This window comes from Halosimplex aquaticum (assembly GCF_028747785.1).
Taxonomy (GTDB): Archaea; Halobacteriota; Halobacteria; order Halobacteriales; family Haloarculaceae; genus Halosimplex; species Halosimplex aquaticum.
The window spans coordinates 3,345,054-3,359,069 of the sequence record NZ_CP118158.1 but is presented as its reverse complement, the minus strand read 5'-3'; the positions used below and the strand labels follow the sequence as shown (position 1 = coordinate 3,359,069).

The following is a 14,016-nucleotide window of genomic DNA, read 5'->3' as shown; positions in this document are numbered from 1 at the left end:
TTGGGAACGACGGGGTCGGTGGAGCCGTGGACGAGGAGGAACGGCGGTTCGATGACGACGCGTTCACGCGGACTGCCGTTCGATCGAGACTTCGTACGTCCCCGTTCCGCGGATCCGGAACCGCCGTCGGTCGGCGTCGTGACCGACGACCCGTTCGGCGACTCGCTCGCTCGTCCGGAGCGTCACAGTCTCGATAGCCTCCTCGACGAATCCGACGGTGTTTCGGAGCCCCCGGTATCGGCGTTGCATCACCTGCTCGGGGACGAGGGTCCGGTTCGCCTCGTCCGCACTCGTGAGCGTCAGCTCCGCCGGGGCGGAGTTGTCGGTGCGTTCCCGCCGCGGCGAGGTGACCGTCACCGTCGCGTCCGATCGCTCGGAGGTGACGTCGTCGGTCGGTTCGATCGACACCTCGTCGCCCTTGAGTTCGACGAGGGCCGCGCTCTGGTCTGCTCGCCCGCCGTAGCCGACGACAGCCGCGTACGCGCCGCCGCCGAGGAACCCGAAGCTCGCACCGTTTCCGTGCCCGATAGGGGGGAGGGCTTCGCCGCCGTCGGCGTTGAGTGTCCAGGACTTCGTCTGGCCCGGGCGGAGCTGGCGACAGTCCGCAGTGTGGACGTACGGGCCGATGTGGTACCACCGTTCGCCGTCGAGTTTGTAGAGGCTCCAGTGACCGCACCCGGTCGTCGACCGGGACTTGTTCACGACGGTGAACGCGACCTGCGCCGGCAGCCGGGCCTGTTCCCGATCCGGGCGCAGGTACGTGCCAGTCGTCGCGTCGGCGTCGTGGAACCAGGCTGTCGACGCCTCCTCCGAGATCGGAGGGAGCGTCTGTTGCTCGAACCGCGAGCCCCCCTCGGGACCGGGGCGCCCCGTCTCCCAGACGGCTATCCGGAGCGTCGAATCGGACCGCCCGCGGAACTCGTACACGCCGGGGGGCCGCCCTTCCCCGGCGCCGTCGGCATGCCCGACGACGGCGTACTCCCCGTGTACCGTCTCCCCCGGGTCCAATCGGACCCGTTCGGGGAGCCACTGGTCGACGCCGGTCGCCAGGCGCCAGTAGCCGTCGTCGTCGCGCTCGAACTCGGGCGGGTCGTCGACGAGCTCGTGGTTCGCCGTCGGCGCGAGGACGAGACCAGCGCGGTGCGTGGCGTCGGCGAGCGCGTCCGTGTCCGCGAAGGGCTCCGGGACCCTGCTGGAGAGGCGGCCGAACGGCGGCGTCCACTCGATCCGGAACGTGTTCGCGAAGTCGTTCGCGTTTTCGAGCGACGCGGAGAGGGTCGCCGGGGACTCGGCCGTGGCCGTCGAGGCGAACCGCGCCGTGATTTTCCCCTCGTCGGGGGTCCGGTACCGCGTCGGCGCCAGCGCGTACGTCCGGTCGGTCGGCTCCAGGTCGACGATACTCGCCGCTGCGACGCCCGAGTCGTCTCCCGGCGTCGTCGCCGTGCCGGCGGGCGATTCCCGAGTCGAGGTCGGGTTCGGGCTTGCCCCCTGGGCCCGCGTCGGAGTCGACGCGTCGGACTCCGCAGGCGCCGTCGCCGCGGTTTCAGTGGTCGGATCGCCGAACCCCGAGCAGCCACCGAGCCCCGCGGCGCCGACCGCCGCGAGGAACGTCCGTCGGTTCATACGGTTCCCTTCGGACGCGACTCAAAGTGTTTTCTGGAGTGTACGAGCGCGAGTCGAGCGGCGCCTTGGTCGCCACTGCGGCCGATCCGGCCTCCGCCGAAACCTACAACCGAGTGGTACTACCGTGTAGAAACCTTCATACCGCCCGTGTTCCGACCCCGTGGTATGCAAACATCGACACGCGACAGCGGGGCGGCCTCGGTCGGCCGAGTGAGGTCGTATCTCTCGAACATGGGGCCGTCGTGGGTCGCCGGTGCCATCGCCGCCGGCCCGGCGACGATGGGGTCGCTGATCACCGGCGGCGGCGCCTTCGACTACGCGCTGTTCTGGGTCGTCGTCCTCTCCGCCGTCGCCGGCGCGTTCGCCCAGTACCTCGCGATGCGCCTCGGGGTGCTCACCGAGCGCGGTATCGTGGGCGTGGTCGCGGACCGGCTCGGCGACACCTGGGCCTGGCTGCTCGTCCTCGACGTGGTGGTCGCGGCCGGCGTCGCCCAGCTGTTGATCATGAAGACCGTCGCGAGCGTCTCGGCGACCGTCACCGGCGTCGACAGCCGCGTCTGGGGCGTCGTGTGGGCCGTCGTCCTCGCCGCGGGACTCGCGACGCGGGGCTACCGATTCCTCGAAACCGTCGCCAAACTCCTCGTCAGCGTCGTCGTCGTCGCGTTCGTGGCGTCCCTGTTCGTCGTCCCGATCGATGCGAGCGCGGCCGTCGGCGGACTCGTCCCGTCGCTGCCGTCCGGGAGCGCGCTCGTCGCGGCGGGCATCCTCGGGGGCGCGGTCCACATCACCCTGATAACGATGCACTCCTACACCATGCGAGCACGCGGCTGGACCGCCGACGACTACGACCTCGCGACGTTCGACGTCGTCGCGTCGATGCTCGTCGCCTTCGGGATCTACAGCGTCGCGATCTACCTCGTCACGGCGAGCGTCCTCACCTCCGGCGACCTCTCGACCGTGGAAGCCGCACAGGCGCTCGGGCCGTTTGCCGGACGGTTCGCCGAGTGGCTCTTCCTGTTCGGTCTCCTGGGTGCGGCGGTCTCGACGCTCGGCGGGAACACGATCGTCCCGCCGTTCCTCCTCGCGGACAAACTCGGGTGGGGGACCACCGTCGAGGACGACCGGTACCGCGGACTCCTCGTCGCGGCGGCGCTCCTCTCGGCACCGGGGGCGTTCATCGGCGGGCCGGTCCTGAGCCAGTTGGCGCTCGTGCTCGCCATCGGGACCGTCGGAACCCCGTTCGCGATCGCGGTCGTCCTGTACCTGCTCAACTCGCCCGCGGTCCCCGAATCGAACTCCGCGGTCGCCAACCTCGCCGGACTGGCCCTGCTGGTCGTCTCCGGGGCGCTCGCGGCGAACTTCGTCAGGGAGCAGGTCGCCGCGGGCCTCGGTCCACTGTCGGGAGCGATCCTCGTCTTCGCGGTCGTCCTGGGTCTGGCGACGGTCGGTGTCTTCGGGAAGTACGTCCGACGGGAGGGCGCCTTCGCGTGACAGACCTCGGATTCCCGCTCGACGGGTCGACGCTGATCGTCGGCCCGTCCCAGGCCGGCAAGACGCGGCTCACCGCTCGCGCCCTGGAGGCGTGGATCGACCGGGAAGGACCGACCGGCGTCGTGCTCCTGGAGTTCGGTCCGGAGTACGAACACGAGGGGACCGTCCTCGGTCGACGGCTCGAACGGTACACGGACGTCCCGGCCGACGTCTGGGTCGGAACGGTGGACGCGCACGCCCCGCGGTCCGAAAGCGAGAGCGAACCGGAACTGCGCGAACTCGCCCGACAGAACGCGGCGGCGGTCGCGGACCGGATCGCGGCCGCACCCGCGGACCCGGCCGCCGTCTTCGTGAACGACGCTACCATCGGGTTCCAGCACGCGCCGGACGAGGTCGATCAGTTACTCGACTACTGCGACACGGCCGAAGCGGCCGTTCTCAACGCGTTCGAGAGCGACGAACTCGGCACGGACGACCCGGTGTCGGTGCGGGAACGCGGCGTCGTCCGGCGGCTGCGAGCGTGGGCCGACCGAACCGTCGCGCTCGGCCACCAGTGACGGCCGGGCGTCTAAGTCGGCTGGATCGGCGAGCGAACGAGCGGCCCCGCCGGTGATAGATACCTCCAGTCAGTCGGTGAGCGAGACGTTCTGGCGCAGGACGGTCTCGATAGCCTCGGGAGTCCGGCCCTTCGTCTCGTGACACTCGCTGGGGACGATATCGTCGCCGTTGTATTCGTCCTGTATAGCCGAGTTAGCCCTTGAACCGGATTCTCTTCGGTGCGACTGCGCGGTCCAGTGAGATCGAACTGACACCGGTACGGATCAGGTTTCAGCCCCGTCGAGCGGATCAGCGTCGCGGTAGGCGTGCCCACGGCCGTAGCAGTAGACCGTCGGCCCGGCCTGGCCGAGGAGATCGGCGCGGTGTTCTGGACACGGTCGCTGGTCCAACCCGGCGTCTGTCGTGACCGCCGCGTGGTCACTCTTCGGCGTTCTCGATTCTCCGGCAGTAGTCGGCGGCCGCGGCGGCGGCGGTCCGTCCCGTGCCTTCGACGTCGACGCCGCCCTGCGTGACGACCCACTCGTCGTCTCGCTCTTCGAGCAGGAGCGTCGTCATGTGTCTGCGCGTGTGGTCCGCCTCGGTCATCTCGTCGAGCGTCGAGCTCATACGCGCTCGAACGGTGCGGCGGGTAATAGACGCCAGCCAACACCGGAGCGAAACTGGATCCACTTTCACTGGGGGCGGTTACGTTCCTGGTCCGCACTTCGAGATACCGTCATCTCTGATCTACTATGCGACGGTGTAGTTACACAACTGTACTTTCGCCACAACTATCCCGGGATCTCGATAGAATTAACCGTCTGGCAGTCGTATCAGGAACTAGTTCAATGTTCGACTTGACCGGATTTCAACGCGACCTGCTGTACGCCATCGCTGGCCAGGACGAACCGCACGGTCTCGCAATCAAAGAAGAGCTCGAAGACTACTACGAGAAGGAGATCCACCACGGCCGGCTGTATCCGAACCTCGACACCCTCGTCGACAAGGGGCTCGTCGAGAAGGGCGAACGAGATCGGCGGACCAACTTCTACAGTCTCACCCGACGCGGGCGCCGGGAGATCGAGGCCCGACGAGACTGGGAAGCCCAGTACGTCGACGCGGACGGCAAGCCCGCGTGAGAGGGGATCTCGGTAGAGGTGGGACAGGCAGAGCCACGGCTTGACGGCCGTGGAGGCCATCGAATAGCCGGAGCCTGCCGTCGGCTCAGTCACCTCTCACTCGTCTCTGTATCGTGGATCTCGAAGCGTGCACCGCCCGTCTCGCTATCGGTGACGCGGAGGTCCCAGCCGTGAACGTCGGCGATCTCCCGGGCGATCGAGAGACCGAACCCCGTCCCGTCCCGACTCGTCGAATACCCGTAGTCGAACACGACGTCCTTGTCGGCATCTGCGATCCCGACCCCGTCGTCAGCGACGTAGAAGCCGTCTTCGAGGTCGCCGGCGGTGAGAGTCACCCCATCGCCCCCGTGTTCGACCGCGTTCCTGAAGAGATTCTCCAGTAGCTCCTGGAGGCGACTCTCGTCGGCGTGTACCGCCTGCTGAGTGTCGGTAATCAGCGTCGCTTCGCCCGTCTCGACGTGTCCCCAGCAGGTTCGACAGAGAGTCGTGAGATCGACGGGTTCGGGATCGAGCGTCGCTATCCCGGCCCGAGCGAACGCGTGGAGATCGTCGAGCAGTGTCTCCGTCCGCGTCAGCGCCTGGTCGACGTCCGCGAGATGCGGACAGTCACAGGCCTTCTGTGCCATTTCTAGACGGCCGATCGCGACGTTGAGCGGGTTTCGCAAGTCGTGGCTCACGACATCGGTGAACGTCGCGAGCCGGTCGTTCTGCCGAGTGAGTTCTCGTTCGCGTTCGACGCGTTCCAGCGCCGCCGTCGCGTGTGCGGCGACCGTTTTCGCGAGCGAGACGTCCGTCTCGTCGAACGCGGCGGGTTCGGGCGAGCCGACGAGGTGGACGCCGCGGTCGTCCAGCGGGATGGCCAACTGGCTCCGGATCGGTGTGTCCGGGTTGTACCGGCTCTCGTTGGTCGCGATATCGTCGTGTACGAGCGGCTCACCCGCCGCGAACGCCTCCCAGGCGATCCCTTCGCCGGACTCGAAGACCGGCGGCTCGCCGACGAGTTCCTCGGTCCGGTCGGTCCAGGTGACCGGCACCAGCCTGTCGTCCGACTCGTCGTAGCGGTGGACCCCGTTGGCCGGCATATCGAGGATGTCACGGACGGCTGCGACAGCGATCTCCGCGACCGCTTCGGCGGTCTCGGCCTGAATGAGTGCGCGGGCGGTGCTGTGCAGCTCCTCGATCGCCCGTTTCTGTCTCCGCTGCTCGGTCGTATCGAGCACCGTACAGACGAGTTCGCCGTGGTCGGTCGTGGCGAGGCGGTGGTCTTCGACGAACGTGCTCCCGTCTGCACGGAGACCGGTCGTTTCGCCCCGCCAGAACCCGTTCGCTCGCACAGCCGGGAGTATCGTCTCCCGGATCGATCGGGTGTCCTGGTCGGGGTAGATGAGCGACCAGTGCGCACCGATCATCTCCTCCCGGTCGTATCCATAGAGGTCCGCGTAGGCCTCGTTGACGTAGATGAACTCGCCGTCCGCGTTGAGGATGCTGATGCCCTCATGGGCGGTTTCGATCGCGCGGAGCTGCCGTTGCTCGGCCTGTTCGGCACGCGCTCGCTCGACGGCGTTGATGACGCGGTTGGCGAGGAGGGCGTACTGCTCGGTGCCCGTCTCCTTCTGGAGGTAATCGGTGACACCGGCGGAGATCGCGTCGCTCGCGATCTCCTCGCTCCCCTTGCCCGTGAACAGGATGAACGGCAGATCCGGCCGGTCCGTCCGAACGGTTTCGAGGAAGTCGAGACCGTTCCGACCGGGCATCTCGTAATCGGAGACGACGCAGTCGATATCCGCCTCGTCGAGCCGAGCGACGGCGTCGGCGACGGTCGAAGTCGTCTCGACTGTGAGTCGCTCGTCTTCGCGTTCGAGGAAGGTGGCCACGAGATCGACGAGGTCCGGCTCGTCGTCGACATGGAGTACTCGAATCGACTCCGACGTCGCTGTCGACGGGTGCATCCGAGAGACTCGGTCGAACGCTCGAATAAGAATTGGGGTGCGGCTATCAACGCTGAATCCGCGGTCGGCGTCCAGGTCTCTCACCGTGTCGTTCGGTCGGCTGCCGCCGGTCCCCCGGTATCTCGGGTTCGGCCCGCCACAGACGTGCGCGCTCGGAAGTCGTCCCCTGTATCCGCGGGAAACGAATTCTCACCGTCATCCGCTGTGGAGCGCGTTCGCGGACTGCCCGTGGACAGCATCCCGCCCAGAGGTAGCCACGCTTCGACGCACGAACCGATTCGGATATCTGTGTCCGTGATTGGGAAGTTCGCCGGCATGCAGGCGGACCGCCGATCACGAAGATATTTACATAGTTATGTTGATCGATAGTGATCTAATGGATACCGCGAACCGATTGATCGTACTTGCGGTTTGTTTGGCGCTCGCGGGGTGTGCTGGTCCTGGTGGCATCGATCTCGACCGAGGGGGACACCCTGACGACGCGGGAACGTCGCCCGGTCCGAACGAAACCACTCCGACTGGGACGAGCGTGGACTCGGACGGTGATGGCCTCGCCGACGCGCGTGAGCGCGAGGTCGGTACCGACCCGACGCTCCCGGACAGTGACGACGACGGGTTGACCGATGAGTCCGAAGTCGACCAATTCGATACGGATCCGCTCCGATTAGATACTGACGGAGATTCGGTGAACGACAGCGAGGAAGTGACCACACACGGGACGGACCCAGCGGTCAACGACTCCGACGGCGACGGGCTCGCCGACGGCCGAGAAGTCACCTCCCTCCGGACAGAGCCGACGAATCCAGACACCGACGGAGACGGCTTCGCTGATGGGGCGGAACTATCCGACTTGCAGTATCTCAACGGGTCAGATCCGCTACGCATGGACGTCTTCGTCGAGGTAGATTACGTGGAAGGCGTTCAGTTCAAACCCGGCACGCGAGAGCTCGTTACGAGACGCTACTCGGAAGCTCCAGTGACGAATCCGGACGGCACGAACGGGATCTCGCTCCACATTATTGTCGACGAGGAGGTGCCGGATGTCGGGACCGTCGACGGCCAGAAGGTAGACAAGTTGCAGTCAGAGTGGTTTGACAGGCGCGGGTACGGATACCACTACGCCGTCGCAGTCAAGGACGTCGAAAGTGACGGGAACGACGTCGGTGGGTTAGCCGGGCACGGGCCCCATGGCCCGTGGTTCGTGTTCAACGCCAGGGGGAACTACCGCGGAGCGGCGAGTGTCTTTATGCATGAACTGGGCCACTCGGTCGGCCTCAGCCCGTCCGACTACGAGGGTATCGACTCCCGATCGGTTTCTCTCTCGAAGTACCCGAGCACGATGAACTACAATTCGGGGAAATACCACACTCGATACGCCCGCAAAGGGCCGTTCGATGACTGGGCCCATATTGCCGAACAGATGGACACCCCCGAGATGTCGGCTGTCAATCCGGGCGTGAATGAAACGCGATCGAACTGACACCGTCGGTGACGACGGCCCGTAGCGGGTTCACACCTTGCCGCACCGGGGTGCCGGTTCGTCAAGACGGTTAGTTCGATTCGGAGTCTGGCGAATCGTCGTCACGGAGGCGGTGAGCGAGTCCGAGACCGCTGACCGCTGCTAGGGCGGTCCCGGCCCCGAATCCAGGCCCACTGGATGCGGTTCTATCGTCTCCTGCGTCTTCTTGAGCCGCGGTCGAACTGTTTGAGCGCTGTTCCGAATCGGTAGTCCCGCTGGCTTTCGTTTGCGTTCGGTCGGTCTCAGGCGTCGCGCTCTCAGTCGTCGGAGAGGGCGAATCGGTACTCCGCGGCGTCGGCTCTGCCGTGCGCGTTTCAGTCGGCACTGTCGTCTTGCTATCGGTCACCGTGTCGGTGCTACCGCCGTCGGTGCTACCACCGTTGGCGCTATCGTCGTCGGTAGTCGCCGGGGGTTCCGGCGCGACAGACGAAACGTCGATCGTCGTGACTGTATCGTGGCTGAGGAGCAGTGATCCGTCGTGGAGGACGAGCGGCCCGGTGATCTCTCCCGTGACGTCGAGCCAGTCCAGCAACGCTCCGGTTCTCGCGTTGACGGCGTAGATTCGCTCGTCCGCGCCGCCGAAGAACACGACGTCGTCTCTCGCAGTCGGGGTTCGCTTCACGACCGGGGACGCACGCAACCGGCCCCCAGTTTGATACCGCCATCGTTCCTCTCCGGTTTCGACGTTCAGCGCGTAGAGCGCCCCGTCTTCGCACGGGGTGAATATCGTGTCGTCGTCGACGGTCGGCCGGCCGCGAACCGCGGGCATCGTTCGGCTCCAGCGTTCACTGCGACTCGCCAACTCTAACGCGACGAATTGGGCGTCACTCCCAACCGTGTTCCCGCGAGGAACGAACAACGTCGTATCCGAGAACGCCATCGGAAGACCGCCAGTTCCGCCCGTATCACGGCCCCATATCTCGGAGCCGTTCACCGCGTCGATCGCTCGAACACGGCCGCCGTTCGCGTAAATGGTTTTCGCCCCGACGAGAAGATCGGGGTCGACGAGCCCGTTCGTACTCGAAACCGAAGTGGCCCACTTCTCCTCCCCCGATTGCCCCTCAACAGCGATGACCTCACCGCGCCGACTCCCTGTATACACCACGCCGTCGGCGGCGACTGGTCGCGAGTCTCCGCCCTCCATCTCGTAGTTCCACTGTATCTTTCCAGTGTTACGGTCCAGCGCGACGAGATCTCCGAAGAATTGTTCGACGTACACACGGTCCTCCTCGACCGCTGGTGGCCGCTGAATCGGCCCGTCGAGCGTGGTCTGCCACCGGGTCGATCCGGATGCCGCAGAGAGGGCAGAGATACGGCCGTCGAAGTTCCCGACGAATACCGTCGGATCGGACGAACCGGACGAAAATCGATAGGCCCCTCCCCCCTCTGCCGACCACTCTCTACGCATCGTCCCCGTTCCCTGCGCGGGCTGTTCGGTCGAAGTTGCATTTCGCAACGCGACGACAGTGCCCGCGCCACCCATGTACAACCGCGTATCGTCGATCGACAATCGTCCCTGGTCGACCGGAAACTGCCCGCGCAAGTGCTCGGAACCGTCTCCGCGATCGACCGCGTAGACGTAGTCGCCGTCGTCGGCGATGTATACGATTCCGTCACCGACGATAATATCGGTGACGAGGGCTTCTACAGCCGTAGACCATCTGGTATCGCCGGTTCGCGCGTCGATTGCCCAGACCGCGTTCGACGACCCGACGAAAACCGAGTCGGTAGCGACGGCCGGAGTCGCCACGAGCTGGTCACTTCTGGGCAAGTTGAACGTCCAGACATCGGACCCGTCGGCGGCGTCGAGGCAGTGAACACGGTCGAAGGTCCCCGTGTAGACTCGTCCATCACCGATGGCCGCGCCGCTCACGGTAGAGGTGCCCATTCGTCTTTCCCACCTGATGTCCCCACTCTGCGTATCGAGTGCGGTCACTTTCCCCGTGAACGAAACCACGTGGACGGCTCCATCCCCGACTGCGGGCATTCCATTACTCGCGCCAACGTCCGTCGCCCAGTCGGTGTCGCCAGTATCCGCCGATAGCGCGTATAATCTGTTGTCGTTCCCCGAAACGTAGACTGTATCGCCGTCGCTGACCGGCGGAGCAGATGCCGCGTCGTCTATCGAAGCGCTCCACACCTGCTCCCCCGACTCGGGATCCAGCGCAGTGACGAGGTCTTTCGACGAACTGACGTAGAGGCGTCCGTTTCCGATCGCTGGCGCGAAATCGCTCCCCTCCGTCTGCGAACGCCAGAGCTCGGTCCCGTCGACGGGATCGAAGGCGACTACCCCGTCGGGAGTACCTGCATAGGCCCGCTCGTTCCCGATAATCGGTGGATTCACTCCCTGGATCGCAGATGTTTGCCAGTCGACTTCGAATCCGTCCGTTACGGGCCCGGCGTGAGGGGCGACACTGGAGTTCCGGCTGTCGTGCCCGGCAACCGGCCAATTTCCATCTCCCTGAACTGGGTCCGTCCCGCCCACCGCTCGATCGCTCGCGAGCGCCGGACGTGAAAGCGATGACCCGGCCATCGACGCGGCAGCGATTCGAAGGAATTGACGCCGGTTCCCGTCCGGAAATTCCATAATGTCTAATTTGAATTACCATTGAAATATTTTTCCCACCTGCATCAATTTCCTGGTCGCATTGGTTCCGTTACCGGGATCATCTGTTGCGACACGGTCACCGTATCAACTACCGGTACCCGTACACTTTGCCCGCTGTCGGCGCTTGTTGTACAACGACTCTCTTTCCGCTTATCGGCGGTCTCGAAAGCGCTTCTTCCGGTCGCCGATCTCAGAGCGGGCCGCTATCCGGGGTCGTCTCTCACTGGGTTCTCTGAAATCAGGGCTGTGATCCCCCTCTTTCTGTCTAGCTCTTCAACTCTGTGTCGCCGATGCCGCGGTCGCATCGATGAACGGCGGCGTGGGACTACCGATGTGCGGGTAGTAAAGTTGTTGACAGAAACGGCGATGTGAACGAGCACTCCAGCAAGGAACGTGAAGAGAACTGCTGAGACTCTGGGTGGTAGACGGTTGAAAACCACGTCCATGCGCAGGGAGATGGACGAGAGGAAGAAAGTATCTGAGGTGGTTCAAACGGGACTGTCGTCAACAGGTGCCTCGGACCAGCGTATACTGTGAGTAGACAGATCCACCGATTCACGTATTGAAATGCGATTATTGAACCCAAGCCGATACGAAATTGATGTCATTTGGGCTGTAAACGATCGTAAGCCACAAGTGTTTTTGATAGATAATTTCTCATGCCCGCACAAGCGGGTGACGAAGCAATCCTGTTTCGTCCCAATCTGGCAGGTCGACGTGGTCCGTGGCTCATGAATCACCACCCCACTCGACCTCCACTCATTGTCAGTCGCTCACTGAGAGCGGAGTCAGGACTGTGGACGGTCGGGTATCACGAGATCCGGTCGGCACGCGTCCGCGGATACGACAGCGCGTGCAAACACCGCGCCGCCGTCGCGATTCGACGCGTCCACGGCGCAATCAGACTTCAAAATAGTGTCTGACCAACGTACCGACGGAGACGACTCAGCCGTAGCGACCGAGGACTGCGACGAGTGCACCGGCGAGTTCCAGTGCCGGGAGTCCGTGCTGTCCGGATGCAGGGAAATGCCCGAGTAGACTGATCTGGCTCCGTCGGAGTCCGCTTCTTCGGAGACATCGTGAAGCGGCTGTTCGTTGACGACTGCCACTGTACTGCAGATTCCACAGGCAGAGAAGGCCGAGTGCCCCGGGACTCACCCCGAGGCGGTTCATCAGGTGAGATTGTACTCGACGATGGGAATCAGTATTTCCTCCACGCGAAGTGGGCTGATGACGCACGAAAAAGTGCAGTAGGCGACCGCGTCCTATCACACTCAATTCATATGTCTGACGATGTTTTATGCTACTGCAACCCCCCTGTTTTCACATGAGCAGTAAACCGACGAACTCGAACGCAGGAGCCGAACAGGAGCAGGCCGCTGAATCCGATAGCGAGTCGTCCAGCGAGGACCCAGCAGCGTCAAACGGGCTGAAAATCGCCCTTCCGGAGGGCAGCGAGAGCGTGTCCGACGCCATCGTCACGCACAGAGAGATGCTCCGTGAGCCGGACCAACACGGGCTGGCGACGGACGAGGATATCACCCATCTCTCCGAGGCGATGGAGAAGTACTCCGAGGCCGTCGACGAGATCAACCAACAATACGACGAGACTGAGACGGACATCGCCGAGTTACAGGAGGTCATCGAGCACCAGCAAGCACAGATCGACGAATTGCAGTCGATGGTCACCTCGCTCGCGGAGATCCTCGGCACAGAAACTGAGTGGGATTCGTTCGAATAGCTCTCCCTGTGGAGGAGCGGTAGCGGCGATCGCACGGCAGTGAACTCTCGGTCTGCGGCAATTCTATTCGAATTTTACCAATTATCGCAACAAACTAACAACCACATCACGCCGGTCTGATGGTTCGAGACCTCCGACGGCCACTAACTCACCGACGCCCATCAGTTCTCGAACGTGATCGCCTTCTGTAGTAGTTGCCACCGGAAGGCCGAGCTCGACGAGGAGGAAGCACTTCGGTCCAAGATCGCTGATTCTGTCCACGAGCGCCCTATGTCAGAGATGCTTTGATCGAAATGAGATTCGGCCCTAAAATATCTCTACGCACCGTTCTATGCACTTCAACTCCAGGAGAATTGTTAAAGGTCCGGGTGCGAGAATCGAACCCGCGTCTCAGCCTCCACAAGGCTGAAGGATAACCACTACCCCAACCCGGACACGCTTCGTTGAGGCGTCTTGGGATAACCGGGTAGAATTGAAATACGTTACGACTCCCGGATCGGAGTGCGAACGGTGGTCACGGCCACGGGCCGAGTAGGGGAACTCGCGTGGAGGGGTCGTATATCCGGGAGGGCTTACCGGGTGACGTCGACGGCGTAGTTAGACTGGATCCAGGCCTGTTCGTTCTTGGTGTCGTGGAGGAGGGTCATCTGCTCGCCGCCGTCGCCGTACTGGGTGGTGATGTATCGCTGTTCGGAAGCGTCCGTCTGCATCTGGGTGGCGTTGGTCTCGTGCATGAGTTCTCAACTGTAGGAACGACCTACGGCGGGGTAAGGATCGTTGCTATGTCTGTTATCCCGGTGTGCGAGTCGACCCTATGAGTGTAGCCCCCCGGGGGGTGCGGGCGGATGCGACCGGAGAGTAGATGCCTGTGTACGAGGCCGGAGGGCTGTACTCCCGGCGTAACACGGCCTTACCGCATAGACGTAACCGCGATCGTGCCGTGGTCAGCGGTAGGGCGCGTATGCCACCAGACGACCGCGGGCAACCGACGGACACCAGCGCGCGATCGGAGAGCGATGGCCCCACCCCCGACGATGAGCAGGTCGACGCGCTGGGCGCGCTGGGCAACGAACACCGCCTGGTATCCTGCTCGCGCTGGGGGGTCCACCTCGCGCGCGACAACGCTGGCGATCGGCTTCTTCGTGGTCTTCGAGTTCCGCTGGGACGTGGTCCCGCTGGGGAACGTCTACGTCGTCAACGGCTTCTCGCTCCTCCCCGACGTCGCGGCGTCGCTCCCAACCAAGACGTTCGCCGGCGCGAGCGTCGACGCCGTTTACGCGGTCCCCGAGATCGGGCTCGTCGTACTCGCGTTCTGGATGGTGGTCCCGCTCGCGGTGGGCTACTACCGCTTCGACACCGCGGACCTCTGAGAGGAGCGTGTTCGCCGGCCGATTCCACGTCCCCGGGGT

Annotated in this window: 10 protein-coding genes, 1 tRNA gene and 1 pseudogene; 6 read left to right on the top strand and 6 right to left on the bottom strand. The window is 64.2% G+C overall.

Going from position 1 to position 14,016, the window contains the following annotated elements; genetic code table 11:
- Window positions 1-63 precede the first annotated feature (63 nt).
- A complete protein-coding gene (locus PSC72_RS16830) occupies window positions 64-1,623 on the bottom strand; it encodes a hypothetical protein (protein WP_274322580.1) in 1,560 nt (519 codons plus the stop codon).
- A gap of 165 nt (window positions 1,624-1,788) precedes the next feature.
- Here PSC72_RS16830 and PSC72_RS16825 point away from each other — a divergent pair, with 165 nt between their 5' ends.
- Together PSC72_RS16825 and PSC72_RS16820 are read left to right on the top strand one after the other, a co-directional pair.
- A complete protein-coding gene (locus PSC72_RS16825; RefSeq protein WP_274322579.1) occupies window positions 1,789-3,114 on the top strand; it encodes an NRAMP family divalent metal transporter in 1,326 nt (441 codons plus the stop codon).
- Complete coding sequence (locus tag PSC72_RS16820; protein WP_274322578.1) at window positions 3,111-3,671, top strand: hypothetical protein; 561 nt, start codon at window positions 3,111-3,113, stop codon at window positions 3,669-3,671. The genes PSC72_RS16825 and PSC72_RS16820 overlap by 4 nt, the downstream gene beginning before the upstream one ends.
- A 418-nt stretch (window positions 3,672-4,089) precedes the next feature.
- On the opposite strand, the gene PSC72_RS16815 is transcribed toward PSC72_RS16820, so the two are convergent.
- On the bottom strand, window positions 4,090-4,278 hold the full coding sequence (locus tag PSC72_RS16815) for a hypothetical protein (RefSeq protein WP_274322577.1): 189 nt from the start codon (window positions 4,276-4,278) through the stop codon (window positions 4,090-4,092).
- A 221-nt stretch (window positions 4,279-4,499) separates the two neighbouring features.
- Here PSC72_RS16815 and PSC72_RS16810 point away from each other — a divergent pair, with 221 nt between their 5' ends.
- The gene (locus PSC72_RS16810) at window positions 4,500-4,790 is read left to right on the top strand and encodes a PadR family transcriptional regulator (protein WP_274322576.1); all 291 of its coding nucleotides are present in this window, start codon (window positions 4,500-4,502) and stop codon (window positions 4,788-4,790) included.
- An 89-nt stretch (window positions 4,791-4,879) separates the two neighbouring features.
- On the opposite strand, the gene PSC72_RS16805 is transcribed toward PSC72_RS16810, so the two are convergent.
- On the bottom strand, window positions 4,880-6,739 hold the full coding sequence (locus PSC72_RS16805) for a hybrid sensor histidine kinase/response regulator (protein ID WP_274322575.1): 1,860 nt from the start codon (window positions 6,737-6,739) through the stop codon (window positions 4,880-4,882).
- A 529-nt stretch (window positions 6,740-7,268) separates the two neighbouring features.
- On the opposite strand from PSC72_RS16805, the gene PSC72_RS16800 reads away from it, so the two are divergent.
- On the top strand, window positions 7,269-8,219 hold the full coding sequence (locus PSC72_RS16800) for a hypothetical protein (protein WP_274322574.1): 951 nt from the start codon (window positions 7,269-7,271) through the stop codon (window positions 8,217-8,219).
- Window positions 8,220-8,289: 70 nt separating this feature from the next.
- On the opposite strand, the gene PSC72_RS16795 is transcribed toward PSC72_RS16800, so the two are convergent.
- Window positions 8,290-10,845, bottom strand: coding sequence for an outer membrane protein assembly factor BamB family protein (locus PSC72_RS16795; protein WP_274322573.1), 2,556 nt, complete (start codon window positions 10,843-10,845; stop codon window positions 8,290-8,292).
- A gap of 1,348 nt (window positions 10,846-12,193) precedes the next feature.
- On the opposite strand from PSC72_RS16795, the gene PSC72_RS16790 reads away from it, so the two are divergent.
- A complete protein-coding gene (locus PSC72_RS16790) occupies window positions 12,194-12,607 on the top strand; it encodes a hypothetical protein (protein WP_274322572.1) in 414 nt (137 codons plus the stop codon).
- A 362-nt stretch (window positions 12,608-12,969) separates the two neighbouring features.
- On the opposite strand, the gene PSC72_RS16785 is transcribed toward PSC72_RS16790, so the two are convergent.
- Both PSC72_RS16785 and PSC72_RS16780 read right to left on the bottom strand, forming a co-directional pair.
- Window positions 12,970-13,041: transfer RNA gene (locus PSC72_RS16785), tRNA-His, on the bottom strand.
- Window positions 13,042-13,179: 138 nt separating this feature from the next.
- Window positions 13,180-13,341 carry a hypothetical protein gene (locus PSC72_RS16780; protein WP_274322571.1) on the bottom strand — a complete coding sequence of 54 codons (162 nt, stop codon included), beginning with the start codon at window positions 13,339-13,341 and terminating at the stop codon, window positions 13,180-13,182.
- 366 nt (window positions 13,342-13,707) lie between these two features.
- Between PSC72_RS16780 and PSC72_RS16775 the strand changes: the two are divergent.
- A pseudogene (locus PSC72_RS16775) lies at window positions 13,708-13,977 on the top strand (ABC transporter permease subunit); the annotation flags it as partial.
- Window positions 13,978-14,016 lie beyond the last annotated feature (39 nt).